At 61.7% G+C, this 26,697-nt stretch carries 24 protein-coding genes; 6 read left to right on the top strand and 18 right to left on the bottom strand.

All coding sequences use genetic code 11. The features are described from left to right. Positions 1-204 precede the first annotated feature (204 nt). A complete protein-coding gene (locus Pan44_RS15710) occupies positions 205-1,521 on the bottom strand; it encodes a DUF1552 domain-containing protein (RefSeq protein WP_145030962.1) in 1,317 nt (438 codons plus the stop codon). Between the two features lie 136 nt (positions 1,522-1,657). Then, positions 1,658-4,021 carry a DUF1592 domain-containing protein gene (locus Pan44_RS15705; RefSeq protein ID WP_145030961.1) on the bottom strand — a complete coding sequence of 788 codons (2,364 nt, stop codon included), beginning with the start codon at positions 4,019-4,021 and terminating at the stop codon, positions 1,658-1,660. A 240-nt stretch (positions 4,022-4,261) separates the two neighbouring features. On the opposite strand from Pan44_RS15705, the gene Pan44_RS15700 reads away from it, so the two are divergent. Together Pan44_RS15700 and Pan44_RS15695 are read left to right on the top strand one after the other, a co-directional pair. Further along, a complete protein-coding gene (locus tag Pan44_RS15700; RefSeq protein WP_197453365.1) occupies positions 4,262-4,774 on the top strand; it encodes a DUF2721 domain-containing protein in 513 nt (170 codons plus the stop codon). A 102-nt stretch (positions 4,775-4,876) separates the two neighbouring features. Continuing rightward, positions 4,877-6,223 (top strand): sulfatase-like hydrolase/transferase, encoded by a 1,347-nt coding sequence (locus Pan44_RS15695; RefSeq protein WP_197453364.1) that lies wholly within the window; start codon positions 4,877-4,879, stop codon positions 6,221-6,223. A 48-nt stretch (positions 6,224-6,271) separates the two neighbouring features. On the opposite strand, the gene Pan44_RS15690 is transcribed toward Pan44_RS15695, so the two are convergent. The 4 genes from Pan44_RS15690 to Pan44_RS15675 all read right to left on the bottom strand — a co-directional run bounded on the left by Pan44_RS15690 (position 6,272) and on the right by Pan44_RS15675 (position 9,404). Continuing rightward, on the bottom strand, positions 6,272-6,703 hold the full coding sequence (locus Pan44_RS15690; RefSeq protein ID WP_145030958.1) for a hypothetical protein: 432 nt from the start codon (positions 6,701-6,703) through the stop codon (positions 6,272-6,274). Between the two features lie 118 nt (positions 6,704-6,821). Further along, positions 6,822-7,778: a DUF1559 domain-containing protein gene (locus tag Pan44_RS15685; protein WP_145035061.1), complete on the bottom strand. Its 957-nt coding sequence runs from the start codon at positions 7,776-7,778 to the stop codon at positions 6,822-6,824. 77 nt (positions 7,779-7,855) lie between these two features. Further along, entirely contained in the window at positions 7,856-8,371 is a 516-nt protein-coding gene (locus tag Pan44_RS15680) for a carboxypeptidase-like regulatory domain-containing protein (RefSeq protein WP_145030957.1), read from the bottom strand. Between the two features lie 52 nt (positions 8,372-8,423). After that, positions 8,424-9,404 carry a DUF1559 domain-containing protein gene (locus tag Pan44_RS15675; protein WP_145035060.1) on the bottom strand — a complete coding sequence of 327 codons (981 nt, stop codon included), beginning with the start codon at positions 9,402-9,404 and terminating at the stop codon, positions 8,424-8,426. Between the two features lie 608 nt (positions 9,405-10,012). Here Pan44_RS15675 and Pan44_RS15670 point away from each other — a divergent pair. The 4 genes from Pan44_RS15670 (at position 10,013) to Pan44_RS15655 (ending at position 13,984) form a co-directional block, all read left to right on the top strand. Continuing rightward, positions 10,013-10,525 carry a sigma-70 family RNA polymerase sigma factor gene (locus Pan44_RS15670; protein ID WP_197453363.1) on the top strand — a complete coding sequence of 171 codons (513 nt, stop codon included), beginning with the start codon at positions 10,013-10,015 and terminating at the stop codon, positions 10,523-10,525. Then, the gene (locus tag Pan44_RS15665) at positions 10,518-12,002 is read left to right on the top strand and encodes a DNRLRE domain-containing protein (RefSeq protein WP_197453362.1); all 1,485 of its coding nucleotides are present in this window, start codon (positions 10,518-10,520) and stop codon (positions 12,000-12,002) included. The genes Pan44_RS15670 and Pan44_RS15665 overlap by 8 nt, the downstream gene beginning before the upstream one ends. Before the next feature lie 57 nt (positions 12,003-12,059). Next, positions 12,060-13,505 carry a BNR-4 repeat-containing protein gene (locus Pan44_RS15660; RefSeq protein ID WP_145030954.1) on the top strand — a complete coding sequence of 482 codons (1,446 nt, stop codon included), beginning with the start codon at positions 12,060-12,062 and terminating at the stop codon, positions 13,503-13,505. Between the two features lie 62 nt (positions 13,506-13,567). Further along, the gene (locus Pan44_RS15655; protein WP_145030953.1) at positions 13,568-13,984 is read left to right on the top strand and encodes an ASCH domain-containing protein; all 417 of its coding nucleotides are present in this window, start codon (positions 13,568-13,570) and stop codon (positions 13,982-13,984) included. 105 nt (positions 13,985-14,089) lie between these two features. Here Pan44_RS15655 and Pan44_RS15650 read toward each other — a convergent pair whose 3' ends face one another. The 12 genes from Pan44_RS15650 to Pan44_RS15595 all read right to left on the bottom strand — a co-directional run bounded on the left by Pan44_RS15650 (position 14,090) and on the right by Pan44_RS15595 (position 26,559). Continuing rightward, entirely contained in the window at positions 14,090-14,395 is a 306-nt protein-coding gene (locus Pan44_RS15650; protein ID WP_145030952.1) for a cytochrome C oxidase subunit IV family protein, read from the bottom strand. Further along, positions 14,392-15,093 (bottom strand): cytochrome c oxidase subunit 3 family protein, encoded by a 702-nt coding sequence (locus Pan44_RS15645; RefSeq protein WP_145030951.1) that lies wholly within the window; start codon positions 15,091-15,093, stop codon positions 14,392-14,394. Before Pan44_RS15645 ends, Pan44_RS15650 begins: the two co-directional genes overlap by 4 nt. Further along, on the bottom strand, positions 15,083-16,753 hold the full coding sequence (gene ctaD / locus Pan44_RS15640; RefSeq protein WP_145030950.1) for a cytochrome c oxidase subunit I: 1,671 nt from the start codon (positions 16,751-16,753) through the stop codon (positions 15,083-15,085). The genes Pan44_RS15645 and ctaD overlap by 11 nt, the downstream gene beginning before the upstream one ends. After that, positions 16,750-17,718: a cytochrome c oxidase subunit II gene (coxB, locus tag Pan44_RS15635; protein ID WP_145030949.1), complete on the bottom strand. Its 969-nt coding sequence runs from the start codon at positions 17,716-17,718 to the stop codon at positions 16,750-16,752. The genes ctaD and coxB overlap by 4 nt, the downstream gene beginning before the upstream one ends. Next, positions 17,705-18,565, bottom strand: coding sequence for an SCO family protein (locus Pan44_RS15630; RefSeq protein WP_145030948.1), 861 nt, complete (start codon positions 18,563-18,565; stop codon positions 17,705-17,707). Before Pan44_RS15630 ends, coxB begins: the two co-directional genes overlap by 14 nt. 63 nt (positions 18,566-18,628) lie before the next feature. Beyond that, positions 18,629-19,051 carry a hypothetical protein gene (locus Pan44_RS15625; protein ID WP_145030947.1) on the bottom strand — a complete coding sequence of 141 codons (423 nt, stop codon included), beginning with the start codon at positions 19,049-19,051 and terminating at the stop codon, positions 18,629-18,631. Next, positions 19,051-20,175, bottom strand: a complete 1,125-nt coding sequence (locus tag Pan44_RS27445; protein WP_197453360.1) for a hypothetical protein — start codon at positions 20,173-20,175, stop codon at positions 19,051-19,053. The genes Pan44_RS15625 and Pan44_RS27445 overlap by 1 nt, the downstream gene beginning before the upstream one ends. 7 nt (positions 20,176-20,182) lie before the next feature. Next, positions 20,183-20,746, bottom strand: a complete 564-nt coding sequence (locus Pan44_RS15615) for a c-type cytochrome (RefSeq protein WP_197453359.1) — start codon at positions 20,744-20,746, stop codon at positions 20,183-20,185. A gap of 110 nt (positions 20,747-20,856) precedes the next feature. Continuing rightward, complete coding sequence (locus Pan44_RS15610) at positions 20,857-21,408, bottom strand: DUF3341 domain-containing protein (RefSeq protein ID WP_145030945.1); 552 nt, start codon at positions 21,406-21,408, stop codon at positions 20,857-20,859. 6 nt (positions 21,409-21,414) lie between these two features. Further along, complete coding sequence (gene nrfD / locus Pan44_RS15605; protein WP_145030944.1) at positions 21,415-22,821, bottom strand: NrfD/PsrC family molybdoenzyme membrane anchor subunit; 1,407 nt, start codon at positions 22,819-22,821, stop codon at positions 21,415-21,417. Continuing rightward, a complete protein-coding gene (locus Pan44_RS15600; RefSeq protein WP_145030943.1) occupies positions 22,818-25,850 on the bottom strand; it encodes a 4Fe-4S dicluster domain-containing protein in 3,033 nt (1,010 codons plus the stop codon). Before Pan44_RS15600 ends, nrfD begins: the two co-directional genes overlap by 4 nt. Positions 25,851-25,914: 64 nt before the next feature. Continuing rightward, positions 25,915-26,559, bottom strand: a complete 645-nt coding sequence (locus tag Pan44_RS15595; RefSeq protein WP_145030942.1) for a cytochrome c3 family protein — start codon at positions 26,557-26,559, stop codon at positions 25,915-25,917. Positions 26,560-26,697 lie beyond the last annotated feature (138 nt).

The following is a 26,697-nucleotide window of genomic DNA, read 5'->3' as shown; positions in this document are numbered from 1 at the left end:
AAGCAGCAAGGGCGTGCCAGTGATCCCTGGATCGGCCGCATGCAGTCGGTTCCGCCGTCGAGGAGTTCCACGGCCTGAACCATCTCGGCCGGGACGCGTTTCACTTCAGAATCGCGCTGCATCCCCAGAACGCCAAAAGGCAGACGTGGGGGTTAACCCGCGCCTGCCCAGTGAGTTCCTGAGATTACGCCATGCAGTCCCGAGTTACGTCAGCTCGGTGAGAACGCCGTCTCCGCAGTAGTCGGGATTTCCAAACCGATCGATGCGGTGACCGAAGGCATGGGCGAAGCTCATCAGCAGGCGGTTGTGGGCCACCTTCGGGAACTTGAGTGAACGGCCCATCTTGAAATCCATGCCGTTGCCCAACAGGACCATCGGCATGTTATTGAGCGTGTGCGAGTTGCCTTTGCCGAGTTCGTTGGTCCAGACAATGGTGGTATTGTCGAGCAGGCTGCCCTGCCCGCCCGGCTCGGGTGTTTCCGCCAGGCGCTTCGCCAGGTAGGCGACCTGCTCAGCGTACCAGACGTTGATCTTCGTGAGCTTGTCGACGGCGTCGGTATTGGAGTCGGGTTCGTGCGAAAGCGTGTGGTGACCTTCGCTGATTCCTAGCCAGTTCATTTTCGCGTTGCTGACCGAGTGGGTCATCTGCAACGTGGCCACGCGGGCGAAGTCGGCGGTGAAGCTGTTGATCATCAGCTCGACCTGCATCTTCGCGATGGTGGGGATGTTGTCGTTCTCTTCCTTGATGCCGGGCTCGAGCGTGGGGACGGGGTGCCCCACGTCTTCCTTCTGCGCCTTCAGTTCGGTTTCCATCTGCCGGACGAATGTCGCGTGCTCTTCGAGCAGCTTCCGGTCTTCCGTGCTGACAAGCGGCTCGACTTTTTTGAGGTCCTGCTGGACGATGTCCAGCACGCTCTTGAGGCTGGCCTGATCTTTCTGACGGCCGTAGAGCCGGGCAAACATCTGGTACGGATCGTCAAGCGGCGTGATCGGCTTGTTGGGTCCGGCGTAACACATGCGGGTCCAGGTGTCGGCCCGCTCGGGGACGACGACGCCGAATTCCAGCGAACCGAATCGTGTGCGAGTCTCCGCGCTCGACTGCAGGTAATTCTTGACCTCCTGGTCGATCGACAGGCCGCTGGCCCAGCCGGCAGGTGTATCGGAACCGCCCTGGATGTTGCCGGGGAACAGTTCGATGCCCGTCAGCATGCAGCCCATGCCGCGCATGTGGTTATCACCGTCGCCGCGGATTTTGTCGCAGACGCCGTGCAGCGTCAGCAGCCTGTCCTTGAAGGGAGCCAGCGGCTGCATGATCGGCTTGAGATTGAACTCCGCCCCTTCTTCGTCCGGCCAGAAGGCTTCGGGAACGACGCCGTTGGGGCTGAAGATGATGATCATCCGCTGTTTGCGGGTGACGGAGTTGGCAAATCCCAGGCTGGGCAGATTGCACACGAAGGGGAGCGCGGCGGCGCTCAGGCCGAGATCCTTCAAAAACTCACGCCGGGTGCGATATCCAAGCATTACCGAGATTCCTCAAGGATGGCCGTTCAACGCATCAGTTTCCGTTGATCGATCGTCGCCGTCAATGCAGGCTATCTGGAGTTGCCCGAAGATCGGGCCGACGCCTGCCGGATTGGGGACGAAACATGAAGTCCAGTTAATTTGCAGCCACAGGGGCGGCTGGTTCGGCCGGCTGATCGAGGGCGGCCGTGACGGCGATGTCGCCCAGCAGCCGGCGAATGCTGTATTTGCCTTCCACGAATCCGGCGTGCAGGCGGTCGGGCTGGTCGGCCCCGTAGGCACGGACCGGCTGTTTGACGGCGAAGTGGAACAGCTGGGAGGTCAGCGCCGCGGAGGATTCAGGCCCGTTGGCCAGGAACTCCGACAGCCCCCGGACGTCGGCAAACTTCACCTCATCTCCCCGGGTTGTCAGATAGTTTCCGCTGGAATCGACGGGCCTGTCGTGCTCTTTCTGGCGGTATCGACCAACGGCGTCGAAGTGTTCCAACGAAAACCCGAGGGAGTTGATCATGCCGTGGCAGGACATGCACATCTCCGGTTTGGTCTGGAGAAGCACGCGTTCGCGGGTTGTCATGCCGGCGTGCAGGTCGGGCGCGATCGGTGCGACGGCAACCGGAGGCTGTTTCAGCATGCGGCCGAGCACCGTCCGGGCGATGAACACTCCGCGATGAATCGGGGAGCTCTCGTCGTGATAGGCGAAGCCGGCCAGCATGTAAGGATGCGACAGCAGGCCGATTCGCGGCTCGTTCGTGACTGCGACCTTCTGGAAGGGAGCGTCTTCCGGAAGATCGAGTCCATAGAACCGGGCGATCCGTCCGTTCGCATAGAGTTCGTTGGACGTGAACAGGGAGCGGAAATCCGAGGCGTCGCTCCGGACGACTTCATCGACGAACAGTTCGAGCGACGTCCGCAGGTCGGACACGAGTTCGGGGGTGAACTCGGGAAAGCGCCTGGCGTCCTTGGAGAGTTCGCCCATGCGGTCGAGTTTCAGCCATTGCTCAAAGAACGAGGCGAGCTTGGCGTCCGCCCGATGGTCCTTCAGCATTCGATTCACCTGCTTCTGGACCTGCTCACGCGATTTCAACTCCCCTTTCGCGGCGGCCTGCCGAAGCTGGTCGTCGGGACCTGCGTCCCACAGCGTGAACGAGATCCGGGACGCGACCGCATGCGGATCCGTCGCGTCGCGCCCCGGTTCGCGATACAGGAACCAGGGCGACTTCAGCGCCAGCAGCACGACCCGCTTGACGGCTGTTTCATCATCGCGCGATTCTGCGAACTGACGTTCCACGTAGAGCGCGGCTTCTTCGTCACTCAACGGGCGGCGAAACACCCGCTCGACGAACCGGCGGCTGAATGCCTTGACCTTGTCAGTGCGGTCGTCGGACTCAGCCCGGGTGTTTGCCAGCTGGAAGCGGCGCTTCGCAATCCAGTCGGCCGCTTCGAACGCTGCGGAGGTCGTCGCATCGTCCCATTCCCGGGAGACTGCGTTTCCACGCTCGTAGCCCATGCTGCGATCGTCGGGCGGGAACGATGACGAAATCACCAGCCGCTCCGGCGGCTCCTGGGGCGAAAGGAAGCGTGTGGGAATCGGCTCCGCAACCTGCCCGGGCCGCTTCCACTTCAGAACAATCGATGCGGACTTCTCCGCCTTCGACTTATTGAACTCGACGTTCAAGAAGTAAGACCTTCCGCCGAGCAGAGCACTCGAGCCGCGGAAGACGGTTTCGTTTCCTGAGCGGACAGCGGCATCGATGATCGGTGTGCGCGAGTCGTTGACGAAGACCTTCACACCGTTTTCGGTTTCGGCGATGAACTCATATTCACCATCGGCCGGGATGATGATCGCTCCGCGCCATTTTGCGCGGAAGGAATCGCCCGGGCGGCGATCCTTCATCGGATTCTTCTTCGCCTCCTTGAGTTCCTCTTCGGTGAGCGGCTTTTCGTCCTTGGGCGGATTGAAGACGTGGTCGATTCCCGGCTCGATCTTGTTCTCCGGCCTGTCGCCGACGCGGGGCTTCAGAAACTCGCCGTAATCGGCTTTCAGGCCGCGTTCGTCGCTGAAGTCGTTTCGGCCGCGGAAGTCGGAGATCACATCGATCAGCGCGTGCCGATACTGCCTGACGGTCAGGCGGGCCAGTTCGACACGGGCAGGCTGATTCCGGAATTGTGCGGTCGGCGAGTAGAAGGCGTCGTAGATGTAGGCCGCGACGGCCGCCGAATCTTCGGCGTTCATCGAGTCGGCTTCATCCTTGGGCATCGTGTCGTCGATGTACTTCGAGAGTTCATTGAGCGATCGATCGCCGATCAGTGGATTGGCGAACTCATCATGAACTCCCTCCCCTTTCTCGCCGTGGCAGGATGCGCAGCGTTCCTTGAAGAGACCCTGGCCGCGGGAGTCGTCGGCACAGACGGCAGACGCGGACGGAATCACCAGCCCTCCGACGATGGCGGCCATCATCAAGGAGCGTGAGAAAACCGGCTGGAAACGTCTCCGTGACATCGAAGTGCTCGGCAGGTGGGACGACGCGTGCAACTGAGCGGCCGTATGGCGGGAATCACGGGGCCGCAGGGTGGTACAGCATCATAGCCGCGGGAGGAGCCCGGCGTACAGAATCTCCCGGAAAACGGGGGCCTCTTGCGGGTTTCCCCGGGCATTTCCGGAGTGTTCCCATTCGACCGACTGCTGTTTAACGTTGCGTGACAGACGCCTCGAATGAAGCATCTTTCAGGATCGCTGGACATGCCCGACTGGAGTGACAACCCGTTCGCCCTGCTCACGTTTATCGCGGCTCCGGCGATTCTCACGAATTCGTCGTCCGTCATGACGATGGGGACGTCGAATCGCTTCGCCCGGTCCATCGATCGGACGCGGGCCCTCGCTGCTCTCGTGGAGAACAAGCGGGCTAATCCCGATGATGACCTCAACCTGTACCTGAAGCTCCTGAAGACGGCCGAACGGCGGACGCACATGCTGGTGCGGGCGCTGACCTGCTTCTACCTGGCGGTCGGTTCGTTCGCGGCGGCCGCGCTGATCTCACTGATCGGGGCGGCCTTCTTCATGGCCCACCTCGAGACACTTCGAATGGCCTGCATGGCCGTGGCCCTTGTTTCAGGACTGTTCGGCGTGGGGGGCCTGGTCAGCGGATCGACCATTCTGGTGTTCGAATCCCGAATGACACTCAAGATGCTGATGGACGAAAGCGAGATGCGGGAACGGCGAGGGATTGCGGCGGCCGGTGGTTCGACGGTCTGATTTACCCGCCTGCGCTGGCGTCGATATGCTGTCCGTCCGCCGATGGGTCCACCCTGGATTCGTCGAAGTCCTCTGCTCGATCCGTGTTCGGAGCGTCGCTCGATGATTCGCTCGATAGTCATTGCGCTGCTGTGTGTGTCGCTGGCCGATGCAACGGCCTTTTCCGCCCCGCCGGCGAAACCGAATTTCATCGTCATCCTCGCCGACGACCTCGGCTACGAATGCCTCGGAACGGACGGAGGCGAATCGTACTCGACGCCGCATCTCGACAAGCTGGCCGCCGGTGGGATGCGGTTCGATCGGGCCTATGCTCAACCACTATGCACACCGACGCGGCTCCAGCTGATGACGGGCCGGTACAACGTCTGGAATTACACGTCGTTCGGGGAGCTCAACCGCAAGGAAACGACGTTCGCGCAACTCCTCAAGCCGGCGGGTTATGCCACGGGCATCTTCGGCAAATGGCAGCTGGGGCAGGAAGTGGACTCTCCTCAGCACTTCGGTTTCGACGTCTCGTGCCTGTGGCAGCAGACGCGGCGGCCGTCGCGGTTTCCGAACCCGGGGCTGGAATTCAACGGCGTCGAGCGCGACTTTACGAACGGCGAATTCGGACCGGACGTCGTCCAGGCCGAGGCGCTGAAGTTCATCGACGCGAACCGCGAGCGGCCGTTCTTCCTGTACTACCCGATGATCCTGACGCACGGCCCCTTCATCCCCACGCCATCCGATCCCGAATACGACCCCAAGGCCGTGAATGAAAACGCCGGCCAGAACAAGAAGTTTTTTGCCAGCATGGTCAAACACATGGACGCCCATGTCGGCGAACTGGAACGCCGGCTGGGACAGCATGGCCTCCTGGAAAAGACGCTTGTGCTGTTCATCGGCGACAACGGCACGGGCAAGGGACTGACGACGCGCTGGCGTGGCCGGGACTACGCCGGCGGAAAAGGGCTCAGCACCCGCGCCGGGATGCATGTGCCGTTCATTGCCAGTTGGCCGGGAGTGATCCCTGCGGGCCGGGTGAACAACGACCTGGTTGATACCACGGACGTGCTGCCGACCCTGCTTGACGCGGCAGGGGTGAAACCGGCTGAACCTTCCAGGCTCGATGGCCACAGCCTGCTGGCCATGCTCCAGGGCCAGCTGGGCCAGCCGCGCGAATGGATCTACTCCTGGCATCCGACGGCCAGCCGGGAATTCGCTGCGGAGAAAACCCTGAAGCTCTACGCGGATGGCCGTCTCGTCGATTACGGACGGGATCCGCAGCAGGAACACGACATCACCGAGAACACCGCGGAGACGACCGCGGCCCGGGAGCGCCTGCAGAAGGTCCTCAGCCGCTTTGCGTCGGCCCGACCGGCCGAGTTGAAGGCGCGGGATGGCAAGGGTTATCAGGACAACATGAAGGCGCCGCCCGCGAACCGGACATCACGAAAAAAGGCCGCGTGAAGCGGCCTTTGGTTCCTCGCGGCGGAGGACGCCGTCGATGCCCTGCACTCAGGTCTCGTTGGACCGCCGGCCGTGCGAGGCTCCTTTGAACATATCGAATCCTTTTGCGTTGGCCGGCACGGCAAGGTCGAGTGTAGGCCCATCGACGGTGACCTCGATCGGAAAACCGATCGCGATCGGGAGGGGGCCTTTGACCGTGACGGTTTCGTCGTCGTTGGTCGGAGGAAGTTTCTCGGCGAAGAACGTGATGCGGGCGATATGCGGCCCCTTGGAGAGCCCCTTTCCGCCGGCGGCCGACGTGTCATAGACGCCATCGACGATGTCCGCGTTCCCGGCGGGGCCCTGCAGGCCCTTGTCAGGAATGAACTCGATCGTCCCGTAGACAATCGGTTTGCCGTCGAAGGTGGCATTGCCACGGAGCTGATGGAACTCCGGCTCACCAGAACCGCACCCGACCAGGACCACGGCGGCCAAAAACATACTGAGCTGTCGCAGCGCCAAAATCGCCTCCTCGCCTGCAAAACGGATGCTGGATCCCAAAGAACACCCGCCACACGGAGGACCGGGCGACGGGTGATGGAAACTGGCAGACTGACTCTTACTGATTGACAGACAGCGCCTCACCCTCAGCACGGGTGACGCCCGCGATGTAGGTGGCGAAGTCGATGTTCGAGGAGACGAAGCGAACCGAACCGTCGCCCATCAGGAAGTGGCAACCGCCGGTATGCTGGCTGCAGAAGGCGACGTCGTTGAACAGGCGGGACGCATTGTTTGAGCTATAGCCCGAACCAGACTGGATGCCGCGGGTTACGTTCTTGGCGGGATAAGATGCAGATCCACCGCTCGCCGCGCCGCTTGCCCCCTGAGTCCAGGCGCGATAGCTGGCTGACCAGCCCGGCGTGACACTCGCGGACTGTTCTCCCAGCAGGAACGTGTTGGAGAGTCCATCGGTGGCGACGCGGAAATTGAGCGCCAGATTGGGCGGCATCATGCCGTTGTTGGTGAAGCCACCGTGATCGGTTGCAGAGTTCCCTGTGAACGTGAAGTTCACGACTGGCGTGACATTCGGCTTGGGCCCTTTCGCGCCCATCATTCCGACGTAGTGTGCGGTCCAGGGAACCTGAGTGAAGGGGGACGTCTCCTGTCCACCTTTACGGTCCGAAAGACGGGAACTCGCACAGTGCAGAAGTGGAAACGAGTCTGCCTTCCTCGGATAGTTGGTGGCCGAGTTGTAGTGTTGGGAGAAGTTGAACGTATTGTAGAGCGGCGCCTGGTCAACGTATGGCAGAAGCAGGACGTGGAAGCTGAGGCAGTTTGCCGGGTTGGCGGCTGAATTCGCGAGGGCCATCCCGCCGTACGGCAAGCAATTTACGGTGTCATGGTAATTGTGAAGTGCGAGTCCCCACTGCTTGAGAATGTTCTTGCACTCCGTGCGGCGCGCTGCTTCGCGGGCCTGTTGAACAGCCGGAAGCAGGAGCGCGATCAGGATCGCGATAATTGCGATCACCACCAGAAGCTCAATCAGCGTAAAGCCGACTCGGCGCATCGAACGCATTTCAAGATCTCTCTATATGCATGCACAGAATGGAACAGAATTCAATCGATTCAATCCGACGGTGAACTGCCCGCGTCTCAAGGCTCGTTGGCACTGCGTTTCTTGCCGGTCGACTCGACCTGAGGCTTCGCACCACCGGTTTCGAGGGCGATGGGATCGGGAGTAATTCCCCCCGGAGCAATTTCGATCTCCAGGTTCGACGTATCCGGAGACTCGTATGGCTTGGGAACGAGCAGCCGGAAGTTTGCTGGAGTCAGCGCGGGGTTCTCCGTATTGAAGTTGTCCGGGAGTTTTCCCACGACCTCCCGCTTGGAAACGCCCACTCCGTATGTGCCGGGGGGCAATCCCTTCGCATCGCCATAGGCGTTCGGGGTGAATTTCCCCTGCGCGTCAGTCGTCGCTCTCGCCGGACGCTGGAACTTTGGATCATCAACCTTGATCGGCTTCAGTACGACCTGAGCGCCTTCAAGCGGCCTACCGTCCAGCGTCACTGTCCCCGTCACTTCCACCAGGGCGGGCCGTTCGCTGCCGCCGCACCCCGTTATGAGCAACAGCAGCAGCGATCCCGTGACCATTCTCCAATGACAGTTCAATCCAAATCTCCCTCGACAAAGACCGGTCTACCCAAAGTCCGACGTCCATTGATCAGAACTCGCCAAGCGGGTTCTTATCGTTGAGGTTGTAGAGGTTCTGGTACGTGAAGTTGCCGGAGGCTCCACTTCCCCCGGTGACCGGGTTTGCCTGAATGTTCTCGCTGATGAACCGGACGGCGCCGTCGCACATCACGAAGTGGCAACCGCCAACGTGAGCACTGGCTGCCGATGCCCGGCTGACCAGCGTTGAAGCTCCCGGTTCGGTGTAGCAGTTGGTGGCGGTGACGTGCGTTCCGTCAAAGGGCGTATTCATTGGACACTGGGCCGCGACGATCCCGAGCCGTGCCTGGGTGCATCCGCGAGCAGCGGCCCACGTCCCCCCGTTTGCGGCGAACGGGCGATCCATGAGTGCCTTTTCACCCATCAGAATCGTGTTCGATGTTCCGTCGGCGACGTCTCCGATTGGCGTGGCGGGCGGAGGGGAGGATGACAACATGATCTGGTTGTTTGCGCCATACATCATGGTGCCCAGATTGCTCTGATACTTGTTTACTCGCGCCCCGGGCGCGGTCGGGCAGTGGAAGACCGGGATCATCGTCGTCAGCAATGACTCGGGCGTGCCCGCCTGAGCCGTGGTGTAGTCGTTGATGTTGGTCATGTTTGCCGAGTTGCGCGGGACTCGCGGCGCAACGCCCGGCGAAATCTGGTTGTACAGGGGAGCCTGGTCGATGTACGGCAGCAACATCGTCGGATAGGCCCAGTTGAAATCAACATCCTGCGACGCGGTCGGGGCCAGCCCGCCGGCCACATAGGACATTGGGAACCGCTGGTGAGCGTCGTGGTAGTTGTGGAAGGCGAGCCCCAACTGCTTCATGTTGTTTTTGCACTGAGTCCGTCGTGCAGCCTCGCGGGCCTGTTGAACGGCGGGCAAAAGCAACGCGATCAGGATCGCGATAATTGCAATCACGACGAGAAGCTCAATCAGGGTAAACGCCCGACGAGAGCGCAATCCCTGCAGCGACAGACTGACCATGGAGCATCTTCCAACTGGAGAGCGAACCGAAAGACACGAGAAGAAATGCAACAATCAAATCAGACCGGAGTGGCCTGCGGCCCCGGGAGATTGTGCCAACGCCCATTCACCGCCACGCGCCCAGAACAGGCCGCAGACCAGTGAACATTACTGGGACAGTCGAAAAACGCAGCCGCAGCGTCCTAAACCTTTGCGGAGACGCAACAAACGCGCAATCCACTGGTCCACAGAGGGCCACCAGGCGAACAACCGCCTGGCAACTGCCAGAATCCCCCGATTCCGCCGACCCTACCCAGGGCCGACCTCAATAAAACGCATCTACAGCAAAACGCATCTACAGCCTTAAGCACCTTCAAGGCATGATCGCGACCATGCCCACCCGCACCGACTTTGGCCTGCAGAGCAGACAATGGCGGGACGGGCGTGTAGTGTGAAGAGCATTAGTACGGCTGCATGGACACGAATTTCGAGAATTTTCCAAAATTCGACGAACATTCGCATTTCCCGTCCAATTGGCGTCTCTCCGGCTCTTGTTTATGCACGACGCGGCGTCGAATCACGACGAGTTTGGCAATGCTCCGGCTGGAGCAGGCGGTCCGACAGGGCGAATGGACGAATTCGTCCGCCTCTTTTCCCTGCATCAGCGGAAGCTGTATCAGTTTATTGCGAGCCTGCTTCCGGACAGCAGAGACGTTGAGGATGTGTTTCAGGAGACCAGCCTGGTCCTCTGGAGGGAGTTCGAGAAGTTCGTTCCGGGAACGAACTTCTCCGCCTGGGGGGCACAAGTGGCGCTGAACCAGACGCTTGCCCATCGGAAACGAAAGACTCGTAGCCGGGTTGTTTTCAGTGAGCAGTTTCTGACAGCCGTCGCGAGAGAAATGAATGTCTACGGTGACGACCTGGATCGACGAACGGCGGCCCTGGCAGGCTGCGTGGTGAAGCTGCCGTCACATCACCAGGAATTGATTCGAGCTCGATACGCCTCGGGCGAGGCTGTCGAGCAGATTGCTGAACAATTGAATCGGAGCACGGAGGCCGTGTACCGAATGCTGAGCCGAATCCGACAGTCGCTGCATGAATGCGTCACGCGGACCCTGGCGGCAGAGACTCCCCATGTCTGACGAGTTTGCCGAACTTCGTGAGCTGTGCGACGCCGTGTTCGACGGCCGCGCGGATCAGTCGCAAGTCGACCGGCTGGAACAACTGGCCCAGTCGTCGCCGGAGTGCACTCGTTTCTACATGGAGTATTCGCAGCAGCACGCGGCCCTGGCGTGGGGGGCATTTCATCCGCAGCACTTCCCCATCCCAGCACTGTGCCCGGCTCCCGCGACACGCTGGCCCACCATCCGGCGCCAGGCGCTCGCATGGTTCGGAATTGCGACGCTGGTCTCATGCGCAGTCTTCGTCGCGTGGTCGCAGCAACCGCCCGCATCCCCGGCCGAGTTTGCCACGCTGCAACGCCTGCAGAGCGCCCGCTGGAACGAATCGACGCTGCCCATCGGTGAGGGAAAGCGGCTCGGAGCGGGGCGCATGGAGCTCTCGGACGGGATGGCGACGATTGATTTCGACAAGGGGGTGAAGGTCATTCTTGAAGCGCCTGCCGTCTTCGAACTCGTCGACGCCAACGAGTTCCGGCTGCACCAGGGGAAACTGCGGGCGGAAGTCCGTCGCGGCGGCGAGGGGTTCGTGGTCCGCACGCCAACGGCCACGCTCGTCGACCGTGGAACCGAGTTCGGCGTCCATGTTCGGGTGGGGGGTGTCTCTGACCTGATGGTTTTCAAGGGGAAGGTCGACGCGAAACATCGGGGCACAGGCAAGCTCGTCTCGGCCACCACGGGCACGGGACTGCGGCTGACGAATCAGGAGATGGAGGTGATTCACGACGAGAACGCCCCATTCCGACTGCAGGGGTCGACCGCGCCACAGCCGCCGATGCAGGACACGATCCAGATTTCGACGGCGATCGGTCGCGGCATGGACGCCTATATCCAGCCGATCGTGCCGCCGGCCGACCGGCGATCCGACACGCTGCTGCTCCTCAAGCGGAACAACCGCGGTTTCGGAAATGAGACTTATTACGACTGGCACCGGAAGGTGTACCTGAGGTTCGATCTTGGCCTCCTGGACGGCCAGGAGATCGACACGGCCAGGCTGGAACTGCACGCCGACCGAAGCGGAATGGGATTCGCCGCGCACTGCCCGGACGCCAGGTTCTCCGTATACGGCCTGACGGATGAAGCCAAAGACGACTGGGGCGACGAGACGCTGACATGGAACGACGCCCCGGGCAACTTCCCGGACGGCAATCATATGGACGCGGCCCGGACCGTTTATCTTGGGACGTTCACCATTCCGCAGGGACAATGCTCAGGAACCTTCGGGATCGACTCACCGGAGCTTGTCGACTTCCTGAAGACCGACACGAACGGACTGACGACGCTGATGATTGTCCGTGAAACGATTGGAACGGACATCTCAGACATCGTCCATGCCTTCGCCAGCCGTCGACACCCCACCCTGCCCGCACCGATGCTGCGTCTGACGACTCCATCGCTCGGCGCTCCGTCACGACTGTCGGCGAGTGATTCGGCTCAGTAACCGGGCAACGTCCATCTGCCGAATCACGCCCGGATCGGCGAAACATCCGGAGGAACGATGATGGCGGCACGCTGGGCTTTGACCTGTTTGCTGGGACTCTGCGGCCTTGCAGGCACCACGATCGCCGGGGAGCTTCCGGCTGACAGTGGCTACCGCGGCATCTGGTATTTCAACCAGGCGACACGGGATGAGTATCGCTACAAGTACAGCGGCGGAATGGCGACTTATCCCCAGCAGCAGCTTCCGATTGCGATCTATGCCCCCGAGGTCGAAAAGACCTTCTTCGTCTATGGGGGGACGATCGCCCGGCGGGCCGACGATGAGCAGGGCCTTCTGCACATGGTGTCGTACTTCAATCACCGCACCGGGATGGTGCCGCGTCCGCGCGTGCTCCTGAACAAAAACACGGACGACGCCCACGATAACCCGACCCTGTCCATCGACGACGAGGGATATCTGTGGATCTTTTCTGCGTCTCATGGAACGTCGAGGCCGTCGTACATTCACCGCAGCGTGAAGCCTTGGTCGATCGAGGCCTTCGAGCTGATTCAAAAGACGAACTTTTCCTACACCCAGCCTTGGCACGTGCCAGGCCAGGGATTCCTGTTCCTCCACACGCGGTATGACGGAGGAAAAGCAATGGGCATCTCTGCAACGAGGGGGCTGTTCGCCATGAGCAGCCGAGATGGCCGGACCTGGAGCGAACCCGGAATGATTGCGGGGATCGAGCAGGGCGATTACCAGATCAGCTGGCGGCACAAGAACCGCATCGCCACGGCGTTCGATCATCATCCTCAGAAGGGCGGCCTCAACGCCCGCACGAACATCTACTATCTCGAGACGCCTGACCTGGGAAAGTCGTGGACGACCATTCGCGGCGACGGAGTACCCTTGCCGATCACCGAGACTCCGAACCCGGCGCTGATCTATGACGCGAGCGCCGCAGGCAAGCTCGTCTACCTTAAGGACCTCAACTTCGATTCGGAGGGACGGCCGGTCATCCTGTTCCTCACGAGCAACGGGTTCGAACCGGGGCCGGAAAAAGGCCCGAGGGAATGGCGGACGATCCGCTGGACCGGGAGCGAATGGATCGACAACGTCGTCACGACCTCCGGCAACAACTACGACCACGGTTCGTTGTACATCGAGCCGGACGGAACGTGGCGGATCATCGGCCCGACTGAACTGGGCCCTCAGCCCTACAACCCGGGTGGCGAGATGGTGATGTGGACCAGCGGTGACCAGGGAAAGACCTGGACGAAAGTGAAACAGCTGACCGAGCACAGCCCGATGAATCACACGTATGCTCGGAGGCCGCTCCTCGCGCACCCCGATTTCTACGCGATCTGGGCCGATGGGCATGGGCGACAGCCGTCGGAGTCGCGGCTGTATTTCACAAACCGCACGGGCGACCATGTCTGGCGGCTGCCCGCGATCATGTCGACCGAATTTGCGAAACCTGAGATCGTCTCTGAGCGTGCCGCGACGAATCCAGGCCGCTAGATTCTGGCGACCGCAACGCGGCCGCGCCGCGTCCTCAAGGCAGACGAACAGGGGCGTCCGGAGTGGAGCATCCAGACAAGGAACTGATCGCGCTCGGCGTTCGGCAGCCCTGGGCGGAACTCATCCTGAGAGGCATCAAGACGATCGAAGTCCGCTCGCTGCCGACGAATGTCCGCGGGCCGATTTACCTGTACTCGTCCAAGAAACTGGCGGAGACGCCGGCGGCCGAGGCGGCGGCAGCACGGCACGGCATCGAAACGATCGCCCTGCCCCGCGGCCTGCTGGTGGGAACGATCGACATCGTCGGGTGCGAGTCGTGCCGACCATCGGACGCAGAGGCTGCCTGCCTGACGCCGCAGATCATCGCCGGAAAGCTGGGCTGGCGACTTGAGAAGCCTCACCGGCTGGCCACACCGCTGCCGGTCCGCTTCCTGCCCTATGGCGTCTGGTTCTATCCATTCCGGCGAAAAGGGGGGTAAGGCCTCAGGCTGTTGAGGTCCCCTTTTCCGATGCGGAGGTCGTCGCTGCCCCGCTCGCGCGAGTGAACCGACGTCGATCCACCTCCTGCACCGCCCCCATGGGCGTCAGAACTTCAGTTCCTGTCCGAATCGGCTGACCGGCATGCTGACGTAATCCATCAGCACGCCGATGATCAGAATGCCGAGCCAGATAAATGACCCGATGACGACCAGCCGGACCAGCAGGGCGCTGTGGTCGAGGTGCATGAAGTGCATCAGCACCAGGTAGGCTTTGACGGTCGCGATTGCGAGGGCCACAACAATCGCAAAGTGCCCGAGCTTCACATACGCCGCTCCCACTGTCGCCAGCAGGAGAACGATCAGCGCGACGTAAATCTTCAGATACAGGCCGATACGGGACGTGGCGCTCATGTGCGATCGATGAGGTACAGCAACGGAAACAGGAAAATCCAGACGATGTCGACGAAGTGCCAGTACAGGCCCATCACTTCCAGGCCCTGGCTTCGCGCTCGAACGTCTTTCGCGATGGCGCAACGCACGATGAAGATGCCGAGGATCGCCATGCCGATGACCATGTGCAGCGCGTGCAGCCCCGTCATTCCGAAATACAGACCGAAGAACAGCTTCGCTCCGCCTTCGGTGGCGGGCCCCGGCTCCCAGTGGAACGGGAGCCCGAGCATCGGGGCATGATGCTCGTGGAACTTGTGCTGGTACTCGCCGGCCTTGACCCCGAGGAAGATTCCGCCGAGGACGAGAGTGGCCACGATGTAGCCGATCGTCAGACCGCGTTTCCCTTTTTCGGAGGCGTCGACAGCCAGGACCATCGTCAGGCTGCTGGTGAGCAGGACGAGAGTGTTGACCGTGCCGACCATGGCGTCGAGCGTGCGGCTCGCGAGGTGAAACGCCTCGCCATAGTAGATGCGGTAGATGGTGTACGCCGCGAAGGCGCCGCCGAAGAACATGATTTCCGTGACCAGGAATAACCACATTCCCAGCATCACGGAATCGTGCTGCTGCTTCGCCGAATCGAAATGGCTGGCGACCGGCACTGCTTCGAGCGCACTGTCGACCACCGGTGCAGTCGTAGACTGCGAATGGTCAGTGGGCATCGCCGCGAATGGCGCTGTCTGGGTAAGCATACGCGTCTTCCGTCACCACGGGGGTGCGTGCAAAGTTATGAGGTGAGGGGGGGCTGGAAGCCTGCCATTCGAGGCCGGTCGCATTCCAGGGATTGTCGGAGGCCTTCTTTCCGTACCACAGCGACCACGTGAGGTAGGTCAGCGGGAACATGTAGGCGATGCCGAGGATCGACGCTCCCGCGGACGACATCACGTTGAGCATCTGGAACTCTTCGGGGTAGATGTGATACCGCCGTGGCATTCCGAGATACCCGAGCACGAATTGCGGGAAGAACGTCAGGTTGAAGCCGACGAACACCAGCACGGCCGAGAAACGGGCCCAGTTCTCCGGGTACATGCGGCCGGTCATTTTCGGCCACCAGTAGTGGATGCCGCCGAGGTACGCCATGACCGCCCCGCCGACCATGATGTAGTGGAAGTGCGCGACGACGAAGTACGTGTCGTGCACGTGCACATCCACAGCCAGGGCCGAAAGGAACAGGCCGGTCAAGCCACCGATGGTGAACAGCCCCATGAATCCGAGGGCGTACAGGAGCGGAGTGTGGAACAGGAGCCGCCCCTTGTAGAGCGTCGCCGTCCAGTTAAAGACCTTGATCGCCGAGGGGATTGCGATCATGAAGCTGAGGATCGAGAACACCATGCCGGCATAGGCCGACTGTCCGCTCACGAACATGTGGTGTCCCCAGACGAGGAACCCGAGCATCGCGATGGCCAGGCTGGCGAAGGCGACGAAGCGGTATCCGAAGACGCGGTTCCCGCTGAAGGCGGCGATGAGTTCGCTGATCACACCGAAGGCCGGCAGGATCATGATGTACACGGCCGGATGCGAATAGAACCAGAACAGGTGCTGGAACAGGACGGGGTCGCCGCCGAGTTTGGGATCGAAGATGCCGATGCCGAGTCCGCGTTCGATGCCGACGAGCAGGATGGTCACGGCAAGAACGGGCGTTCCCAGAACCATGATCAGGCTGGCTGCGTAGTGCGACCACACGAACAGCGGGAGCCGGAACCAGTTCAGGCCGGGGGCCCTGAGCTTGTGGACCGTGACGATAATGTTGAGGCCGGTGAGGATCGACGAGAACCCGGTGATGAAGACGGCGACGGCCGTCGCCATCACATAGGTGTTCGCGTAGGTGCTGCTGTAGGGGGTGTAGAACGTCCAGCCGGTGTCGACGCCGCCGATCATCATCGTCCAGACCGCGGTGACACCGCCGATCATGAACAGATACCAGCTGGCGAGGTTGAGCTTGGGGAACGCCATATCGCGCGCACCGATCATCAGCGGCACGAAGAAGTTCCCCATCACCGCCGGTATCGACGGAATCAGGAAGAAGAAGATCATCACGACGCCATGCATCGTGAAGAGCTTGTTGTAGGTTTCCGACTGGAACATCTCCCCGTCCGGCGTCATCAGTTCGACGCGGAACAGCACCGCCGCGGCGCCGCCGATGAGGAAGAAGAGCGTGATCGAAATCAGGTACATGATGCCGATCCGCTTGTGATCGACAGTCAGGAGCCAGGATTTCAGGCTGTAGTCAACGTTGAGATAGTTGACGACATGGGTGTGCTCGGGATGCTGTTCGGGTCCGTTGTCGTGCCCGTGGATCGGAGGATCAAGAACTGCACTCATGGCTGGTCCTCCTTCGCAGCAGCCGCCGCAACGGGACCGCTCAGCGTCTTGATGTAAGCCAGCAGGTCGTTCAGCTCCTCTTCGCTGAGCTGGCCTTCAAATGTGGGCATCAGGTTCTGGTAGCCGGCGACAATCTTCGAGCCGGGGCGAACGATGGACTCGCGGAGATAAGTGTCATCCGCCGGGACGGACGATCCGTCGACGAGCGGAATCATCTTTCCGAAGATTCCTTCGAGGGTTGGTCCACGCATCTGGGCCGTCGCCGGGCCGTGGCAGGAACCGCACCGATGCTGTTCGAAGAGCGCCGCTCCGGCGACTTCGGGCGAGACATCGCTTCCGCGGCCGGCAAGCCATTCTTCGTATTCCGTCGGCGACATCACGACGACGCTTCCGACCATCTTGGAATGCTGTGTTCCGCAGTATTCGGCGCAGAACAGATGGTAAGTCCCGGGCTTGGTGGCTTCGAACCAGGCCGTGGTGAACCTTCCGGGCAGGACGTCCTGCTTGGTCCGGAAGGCCGGCACGTAGAAGCTGTGGATCACGTCTTCGCTGATCATCTTGAGGCGGACAGGCCTGCCGACGGGCACGTGCAACTGGTCGATCTCACGACGGCCGGAAGGATGCTGGAATTTCCACATCCACTGCCGCGCGACGACGTTGATCTGCATGGCGTCCGCGGGGGGCCGCTGCATCTCGAGGAACACCTGGGCGCTCCAGAAGAAGATGAACAGCAGAATCGGCGCGGGGGCGATCAGCCACGACAGTTCGAGCCACATGGGCGGCGAGTAGGGCGTGCGGTTGACCTGGGCGTTCTTCCGGTAACGGACGCCGAGGTACACGATGGCCGCTGCGATGGCGATGCTGAAGAACGCCGTCATCGCCACCAGGAACCAGTACACGCCGTCGACTCGGGCGGCGTAGGTCGAGGCCGTTTCAGGATGAAACTGGAAGTCAGCTGAGCCCATGCAGCCCTCCTCCCAGCCTTTGACGGCGTTCCCGCCGCAACATCGTCACGATGGACATTCCTATTCCGATGACTGTGACCAGACCGGCGGCCTGCAGGATCCGCATCACCGCCAGGCTGTATTTGCCTGTGGTCGGGTCGTAGTGAAAGCACAACAGAAGCACCTGGGCGATCGGCGAGCCGATCTTTTCCTGCGAGGCTTCCATGATTCCGAAACGGAGGTCGCGCGTCGGGTATTCCACTCCATAGAAGTAGCGGGAGATCCGGCCGTCCGGCGTGAGGATCATGATTCCGCTCGCATGAGCGTACTCGCCCGATTTCGCATCCCACTCGTAGTGAAAGCCCACCTCGTCGGCGATCTTCCTGATATTCGGTTCGTCGCCTGTCAGAAAGTGCCAGTGCGGCAGAGTCTCGACTTTCTGGAACTTGGTGACATAGCCGCGTTTCTTGGCCGAAGCGAGGGCCGGAGTTTCGTTGGGAGCGATGCTGATCGTGAGGACGTCGTATTCGTTCCCGGGCATGAACTCGAGCGCTCGCAGGCTCGTCACCATGTTATTGAGGACCACGTTGCAGAGCATCGGACACTCGTGATAGACGAGCGCGAACACGATCGGCCGCTTGCCGAAATAGTCCCTCAGTTTGACCGTTTTCCCCGACTCATCGCGGAACTCGGTGTCGAGCGAGAGCTGCGCTCCGAGGTGCTGGTCGAACTTGACCGCCTTGAGGAGGTCCGTGTTCTGGTTTTCGGTCACCAGCCCCGTCTTCGGAACGAACGGGGCCTGAGCGCGCACGCTGGCTGACGTCGCCTGCACGGCGAGGAGCATCAGGATCAGCGTCCGGAGGTTCATACGACTCAAGTTGCCTTTGAAGTTCTGGTCGGTGGGCGGCCGCTGTGGTCGCCGAAAACGGGACTAGGGATTGGCGCCAGGCGCCGGCTGAGCGGGAGGAGCGGGCCATTTCGGCAGGCCATGTTTTGCAACGTGCTCCATAGCCTGGCTCACGGGAATCCGGACGAGCTTTTCCTCCTTGCTGACCCAGGCCAGCGAGTTCAGTTCGGCTTCCTGCCCGCGGCGAAACTCAGCACCGTCTCCAAGTTCGTTGATCTGCAGGCCGGGGCCGGTGAGCGTCGTTCGCTCATCCGCCCGGGGGGACGGCGGCGGATCGTTCGCGAGCGCCAGTGCCTCAGCCCGCCGGTATTGCCAGTAGACCAGGAGAGCGGTCACGCTCAGCGAGACGACCAGGCAGATCAGGAATGTCTTGAGGGCGCGGACGTTGACGTCCGTCTCTTCGTGAGCCGTTGCGTGCGGGCTGACGTCGGCAGGAGTTTCAACCATTAGTGTCCCTCCACCGCGACCGGAGGTTCATAGGGGAAATCATTCTTGAGTGCCCCCCGTCGCCAGAAAAACACGACCATCCACACGGCCCCCATCGCAGCCGCCACAATGGCATGCGACGTCAGGGTGGCCGGATCGAACTTGCTGAACGCGGGCTCGACGTTCCAGACGATGTCGAACCACCGCAGAACCACGATCCAGATCGCGACGAGGCCAATGAACTTACGGCTTTCCTTCACAGCAGAGCTGAGCAGCGTCAAGAACGGTGCGGCGAAGCCGAAGAAAATCAAGACCAGCGCGAGCCACATCCAGCCGCCGTTCGCGGCGTCGAGGCGGTGCAGGTACCAGACATTCTCTTCAGGAAGGTCGCCCATCCAGATAATCAGGAACTGCGACAGGTTCATGTAGGTCCACAGCATCGTGAACGCCATCATCAGGTTGCCGAGATCGCGTGTCACGAATGGAGCAGGATCTTTCGACGCGCTGCGCGTCGATCCGACGGCGGTGGCAAACCCGAGTGCGGCGAGGGCCTGGCTGACCATATAGATCACGCCGTAAATGCCCGAATACCAGTGCGGCTCAAGCGACATGCTGTAGTCGACAGCCGCGAGGGTGACCGTGATGCCGTAGACCACCAGGGCCATCGCGCTGAAGAACCTGAGCGAGTGCTCGTGCTCGAAGGTCGGGTTGGCCTGCGCCTTGCGACGCAATTGCGTGATCCAGGCGCCCAGAGCAACCCAGACGACGAAATAGAGGACCGAGCGAATGGCGAAGAACGATGTGTTCAGCCACAACGCCTTTTTCTGCAGCAGGGCATCGTGCGCGACGACCTCTGGCCGGGCCCATTCGTAGAGCGCGGGGAGGTTCAGCAGGATGGGAATCACGCCGATGGCGAGCAGGGGCAGCGTCTGCCCGGCCGCCGTCAACTCGAGGCGGATCGCCCTGCCCCATTTCCCGCCGGTCAGGTGATGCAGCCAGGTCAGGGCGCACCCGCCCAGGCTGACGCCCAGCCAGAACAGCCAGGCGATCAGGTAGCCCCGCAGCAGGACGCTCGCCACCGGGTGGCTCCCGGCGGCGTGTTCAGCAGCATGCGCGGTGTCGGCAAAAGCCAGCACGTAGGACATTACAGGTTCACTGGCGAGGAGCATCGGTCGTTCCTCGCACGGGGTTATTCAGGGCATTCAAGTCGGCCGGGCTGAGAGCGTCGACCGGTGCAAACTGGCTGAACTGCAAAGCCCGGACATAGGCGATGATCGCCCAGCGGTCCTGCGGAGAAATGCGGTTCTTGTAGACCGGCATCGCGCCGAAGCCGTTGGAAATCACATCGAAGTAATGTCCCACCGGGGCGCCGCGGAGCCGTTCGATATGAAATGACGGAGGCCGTTTGAAGCCGCGCGCCGGAATCATGCCGTTTCCGTCGCCAATGCTTCCGTGACAGGGTGTGCAGTAGATGTTGAACTGCGTCTGCCCGTGCGCCAGCAGTTCCTGACTGACCGGCATGGGGAGCGAGTCGACGAACTGACCGTCCTGCCGCCCCGTAAACATTGGCGTGTCGGTTTCGAGCTGGCCCTGAGCGATCGTCCCGGGAACCAGCGGCCGGGCGGTCCGACCGTCCTTGAAGAAAGCGCTCGCTTCGAGCGATTCCTTCTTGGCCTGGTCGTACATGTCCTGATGGCAGCCGGCGGCGAACGCCATGAGAAGCAGGAGCGGGCTCAAAGCCCGACTTCTGCGAGAAAGGGGCGCGCGGGCGGCGCAGGCACGCTTTTGCGATCCAGTGAGAAGCCGGACGTTTTCTGATCGTGAATTCATCGGTGCACGACGCTCGCTTGCAATGGAGATTGCTGCTGGAGGAAACGGAGCGTTTCCTCCGCGTCGAACCTGGGGTCGCGGGCTTCAATCAACAGGAAGAACCGGTCGCGGCTCGCCAGTCCGAACTCCGGAGCGTTGAACACCGGGTGGTAAGGAGTCGGCAGGCCGTTGAACGCAAGCATTCCGAAGACCGCGGAAAACGCGGCCCCCATAATCGTGGTTTCGAAGGTGACCGGGATAAACGCCGGCCAACTGTGCAGAGGCCGGCCTCCGATATTGAGCGGATAGGCGATCACGGCGCAGTAGTACTGCAGGGCGTATCCGGCGAGCGCCCCGGCGATGCCGCAGGCGAGCACCAGAAGCGGCAGCTTCGTGCGCGGGATGCCAAGGGCTTCCTCGATCCCGTGGACGGGAAACGGGGTGAACGCGTCCATCACCTTGTAACCGGCCTCGCGCGACGCCTTCGATGCGCGCAGAAGCTCATCGGGCTCGGCGAACGAGGCGATCACGCCGTAGACGGGATCAGGTGCAATGAATTCGGCGGACATGGATCGTTAGTGGTGGCCGTTGCCGTTTGTGGACGACGTTTTTTCGACCAGCTCCCGCATTTCGAAAATCGAGATGACGGGGAGCACGCGAACAAACAGGAACAGCAGCGTGAAAAACAGCCCGAGCGAACCGATGTAGGTCGTGAAGTCCCAGACGGTCGGGGTGTACATCTTCCAGGACGACGGCAGGAAGTCGCGGCTGAGGCTCGTGACAACGATGACGAAGCGTTCCAGCCACATCCCGATGTTGATGATGATCGAGATGATGAACAGGGCCATCGGACTGGACCGGATCTTGTGCGACCACAGGAACTGCGGCGTGATGATGTTGCACAGGATCAGCATCCAGTACGCGGGGGCATAGGGCCCGAGCATCCGGTTATCGACAACGAGGTATTCCTCGAAGATGTTGCCGCTGTACAGCCCGCCGAAGGCTTCGACCAGGTATCCGTAGGCCACGATCAACCCCGTCGCAAGTGCGATCTTGCCCATGTTGTCGAGGTGCTTGGCGGTGATGAAGTCTTCCAGTCCGTAGAACTTCCGCAGCGGGATCGCGAGCGTCAGCACCATGGCGAAACCGGAGAAAACGGCGCCTGCCACGAAGTAGGGCGGGAAGATCGTGTTGTGCCATCCGGGGACGATGCCGGCGGCGAAGTCGAAGCTCACCACGGTGTGCACAGAAACGACCAGCGGCGTGGCGATGGCCGCGAGCAGCTGATAGGCGACGTGATAGCGATGCCAGTGCCGGGCCGACCCGCGCCAGCCGAGCGACAGGAACCCGAAGGTGATCCTGGCGAACTTGTTCTGGGCCCGGTCACGCAGTGTCGCGAGGTCGGGAATCAGGCCGACGTACCAGAACAGCGTCGAGACCGAGGCGTACGTTGAAACCGCGAACACGTCCCACATCAGGGGACTGCGGAACTGAGGCCACAGGCCCATCGTATTGGGATACGGAAACAGCCAGTAGAAGCACCAGACCCGCCCCATGTGGAACAGGGGGAACAGGCCTGCACACGCGACCGCGAAGAGCGTCATGGCTTCCGCGAAGCGGTTGATCGAGGTCCGCCACTCCTGACGGAGCAGGAGCAGCACGGCGGAGATGAGGGTGCCGGCGTGGCCGATACCGACCCACCACACGAAGTTCACGATGTCGAACGCCCAGCCGACGGGGACATTGTTGCCCCAGATGCCGATGCCCGTCGCCACCAGGTAGCAGAGGGTGTACATCAGCATCATCAGCAGGGCGAAGGAGAGGGTGAATCCGAAGAGCCACCCTTTCTTCAATCCCTTCTGAAGGACGATTGAACTGATCTGGTCAGTGACGGTCGCGTAGGAGTGTCCCGGCTCCAGAATCGGAGTCGGGATGAGCCCCTCATCGGCGACGGTCGCGGTTGCGTGCTGGTGCTCGCTCATGACAGTGCCGCGGCCGTGCCGCTTCCTCCTGCGTGTGTCTGTTCTGCCGGTTTGGCGAGAGCGGAATTCGGATTCGTCACTCGGGCGAGATACGTCGTGCGTGGCCTGGTTCCCAGTTCAGCAAGCACGCCGTAGTTGTGCGGCAATGCGGCCCACTTCGCGACGCGGCTTTCCTTGTCGTTCAGGTCGCCGAAGGCGATCGCCTGAGCGGCACAGGCGGCCTGGCATGCCGTCACGACGGAGCCATCGGCGACTTTCTGAGGCTGGCCAGTGATCGCCGATTCCTTGGAGGCCTCAATTCGCACGGCACTGATCCGCTGTACGCAGTACGTGCATTTCTCCATCACGCCGCGTGTTCGCACTGTAACGTCGGGGTTGGCCGACAGTTCGTGCAATGGCGTGTTGTCGACGTAATTGAGGAAGTTGAACCGACGGACCTTGTACGGACAGTTGTTCGAGCAGTAGCGGGTGCCGACGCACCGGTTGTAGGTCATCTCGTTGAGACCTTCCGGGCTGTGCGTCGTCGCCTCCACGGGGCAAACCGTTTCGCACGGTGCATGCTCGCAGTGCTGGCAAAGCATTGGCTGCTGGAGCACCTGCGGGTTGTCCTCCGCGCCGCTGAAATACCGGTCGATTCGCAGCCAGTGCATCTCGCGTCCCATCAGGACGCCCGACTTGCCGACCACCGGGATGTTGTTTTCCGACTGACAGGCCAGCACGCAAGCATTGCAGCCGACGCACCTGGACAGGTCGATCACCATGCCCCACTTGCGGTCGTTGTATTCCCAGTCGGGATACAGTGACGGCGGCTTCTCGCCGAGATCGTGGAAGTGGGGAGGAGCACCTGTTCCGCCTTTCGTCAGATCGTCCAGCGTGAGGGTGCGGACGATGTCGCGGCCTTCGATGCTGTGATGCGTCTGGGTGCAGGCGAGCTTCTCGCGCCCCCCCTTCACATCAACCGTGACACCGGTCGCGACGCTCATCGAATCGCGGGAGCGGAGGGCATAGGCGTTGAAGCCGAACTTGCTGGCCAGCTTGCCGCCGGCCTGACGCCCGTAGCCGAAGTGCAGGGTGACGACACCGTCCGGATGTCCGGGGGTCGGCCATGCCGGCGCGACGACCGAGCGGTCCTTGAGTTTCAGCTCGATGCGGTCGCCTTCGCGGACTCCGCCCAGTTCCTTCGCCATCTGAGGCGAAATCAGTGCGGCGTTGTCCCAGGTCAGGCGCGTCCAGGGCTTGGGCAGCTCCTGCAACCAGCCGTTGTTGGCGAATCGACCGTCGAGAATCGTGGGATCGAGAGCGAATTTGACTTCATAGGTTCCGGTCGCCGCCGCAGATGCCGTCTGCAGAGCCACCAGATCCTCTGGGCTGACCTTGGGGGTGACGGCAATCGCCGTTGAAGCCGTGTCCGCGATCACTCCGTCATGCACCGACTGCCGCCAAGCTCCTTCAAAGCCCCCTTCTCCACCCAGCGACTTCCAGGTTTCCCGAACGGCGTCGTAAGCGGTGACGACGGTCTTGCCGGTCGCGGCCGAAAGGAACTGATGCGCCGAGATGCCGTCGAACAGCGGAGCAATGAGAGGCTGAACGATGCTGGCCGTGCCGTCGAAGGCGCGGGCATCGCTCCAACTCTCGAGGAAATGAGTCTGGGGAAGATGCCAGTGGCAGTACGGAGACGTTTCGTCTTCGTAGGGGCTCAGCTGGGCCACCAGCCTCTTGACGTTCTTCAGAGCCAACTTGAAGTCGAAGTCGGCCGGAGCGGTGTACACCGGGTTGGCGCCGACGATCAGCAGCACTTCGACTTTGCCGGCCGTCATGTCGCCGTACAGATCGGCAATCGACGCCCCGTGATCGGCGGGCTCGACCTCGACGGGATCGATGTATTCGACCGTCTTGCCGACGTTGCCGAGGAGGTCATTGAGCAGGTAGGCGGCGAGATGCGCCTGCCAGGGAGCGCTGTCGCCGGCGATGACGAGCGATGTCCCGCGGTGGGCCTTCAGGTCTTCTGCAACGGCACCGACCCACCCGATCGACTGTTCACTGAGCCCGACCGGCTTCACGCCTTCCATTCCGGCGACGCCGGAAAGCGACGCCAGCAACTGCACGACCGAGACCAGCCCGCCAGGCGAGACCGGCAGGCGATGATCGGCAATCGTACCGGTCGTCGAAACCGAGGTTTCGGCCAGGTACAGACGATTCAGTGCCTTCTGACCTGCGGAAACGTCGCGGCGCGACATGAAGTGCCGCGTGTTCGCCACACTGCCGTCCATGCCGCCCAGAAAATCTCCATCGAGCGAGACCACGACTTCCGCGCGATCAAACCGCGGGATGACGGTCACATTCCGGCCAAAGGCTTTCTGCTGCGCCTGAAACGCGCCATCGGCATGCCCTGGCTGGTACTGATGCCACTTTGCAGCCGGGAACTGAGCGACCAGTTCCTTGACCTGCCGGCCAAGGGTCGGCGAGACGACGGCTTCCGTCAGAATCCGGAGCCCTGCTCCCTGGCGCCCACTCTGGGCCCGCAGGGCGTCACGCAGGTCGGCGAGAAAGGCTTCCCAGGTGCTGATTTCGTCGATCCGCTTCACCCCCTGGGAGCGATCCGGATCGTAAAGGGAGAGAATCGATGCCTGGGAGACAGCGTCCGTCGCCCCGAGGCTGGCGGGATGTGCAGGATTCCCTTCGACTTTCGTCGGCCGGCCTTCATGGCTTTCCACCAGGAGGCCAAGGGTCCGCCCGCAATCGGAAAAAGTGGTCGCGAAGTAGAGGGGGCGTCCGGGGACGATCTGCTCGGGGAGCTTCGAATACGGAACGATCGTCTCGGTCGGCTGGGGTCGGCACCCCGTGGCCCCCGCGAGCGCCATCGATGCGCCCATGACTTCGAGAAAATGCCGGCGGTCAAACCCCGCGCGCAGCTTGATCAGGTCAAACTGGTGATTGACCGGCGGGTCGATGATCGGCAGCTCCGGATGGATATCCGTCAGCGTCCGCCAGCGATCAAGGGTCGGGGTTTGGGGATTGGGGTTTGACATCAGTGCGTTGGAACGGCTCGCGGGCCGGCCGGCTCTTTCAATGCGATCAACCTGCCCGTCGATCTCAGTAGTGACAGGCGGAACAATGAGTCGGCGCCTTCAGGCGATACTTCTCGACGAGTTCTTTGGACTCCTCAGGCGTCGGCGAAGCGAGCGCCATCTTGAAGACGTCGCTTCGGGGACGAACGTGCTTTTCGGGCGTCCAGTGACAGTCGAGACACCACTTCATGTGCAGCGAGTGCTCGCGGGACATCATCTGCATGCGATCGACGCGACCGTGACATTCCGCACAGCCAATCCCCTTCGTCACGTGAATGCTGTGATCGAAGTGAACGTAGTCAGGGACGTCCGTGACACGGGTCCACTCGAGCGGCTTGCCCGTCTTGAAGCTTTCACGGACCTTGGCCAGCTTGGGGCTGTCCGACCAGATCTGCGAATGGCAGCTCATGCAGACTTCCGTGGCCGGCATACCGGCAAAAGCCTGCTTATCGACAGTGCTGTGGCAGTAGCGGCAGTCGAGCCCCAGCCCGCCAACGTGATGCTGGTGGCTGAATTCGACCGGCTGCGCCCGAACGACGTGCGCCTGGGTGGCGTAGTCGGACGTCGAAAAGGCGTAGATGGTCGCGAGCAATCCGAGCGCGATAAAAACCGCGCCGAAGATTGTCGTTCTGGCGAGTGCATTCGCCAGCGGATGAAAGACCTGGGCCATCCTCTCGGACCTTCACGAACCTTCAAAGTTGCGGCGTAACAACGTTGCTGAAACGTAGCTGAGCTTTGCAAGCGGCGCATCAACCGCCCACAGAGGGGCGACCGATCGTCTCATCGACGGGGATCACTGCCTGCTTAG

This window comes from Caulifigura coniformis (genome assembly GCF_007745175.1).
Classification (GTDB): domain Bacteria; phylum Planctomycetota; class Planctomycetia; order Planctomycetales; family Planctomycetaceae; genus Caulifigura; species Caulifigura coniformis.
The sequence above is the reverse complement of the archived record's forward strand: the minus strand, read 5'-3'. Positions and strand labels throughout refer to the sequence as shown.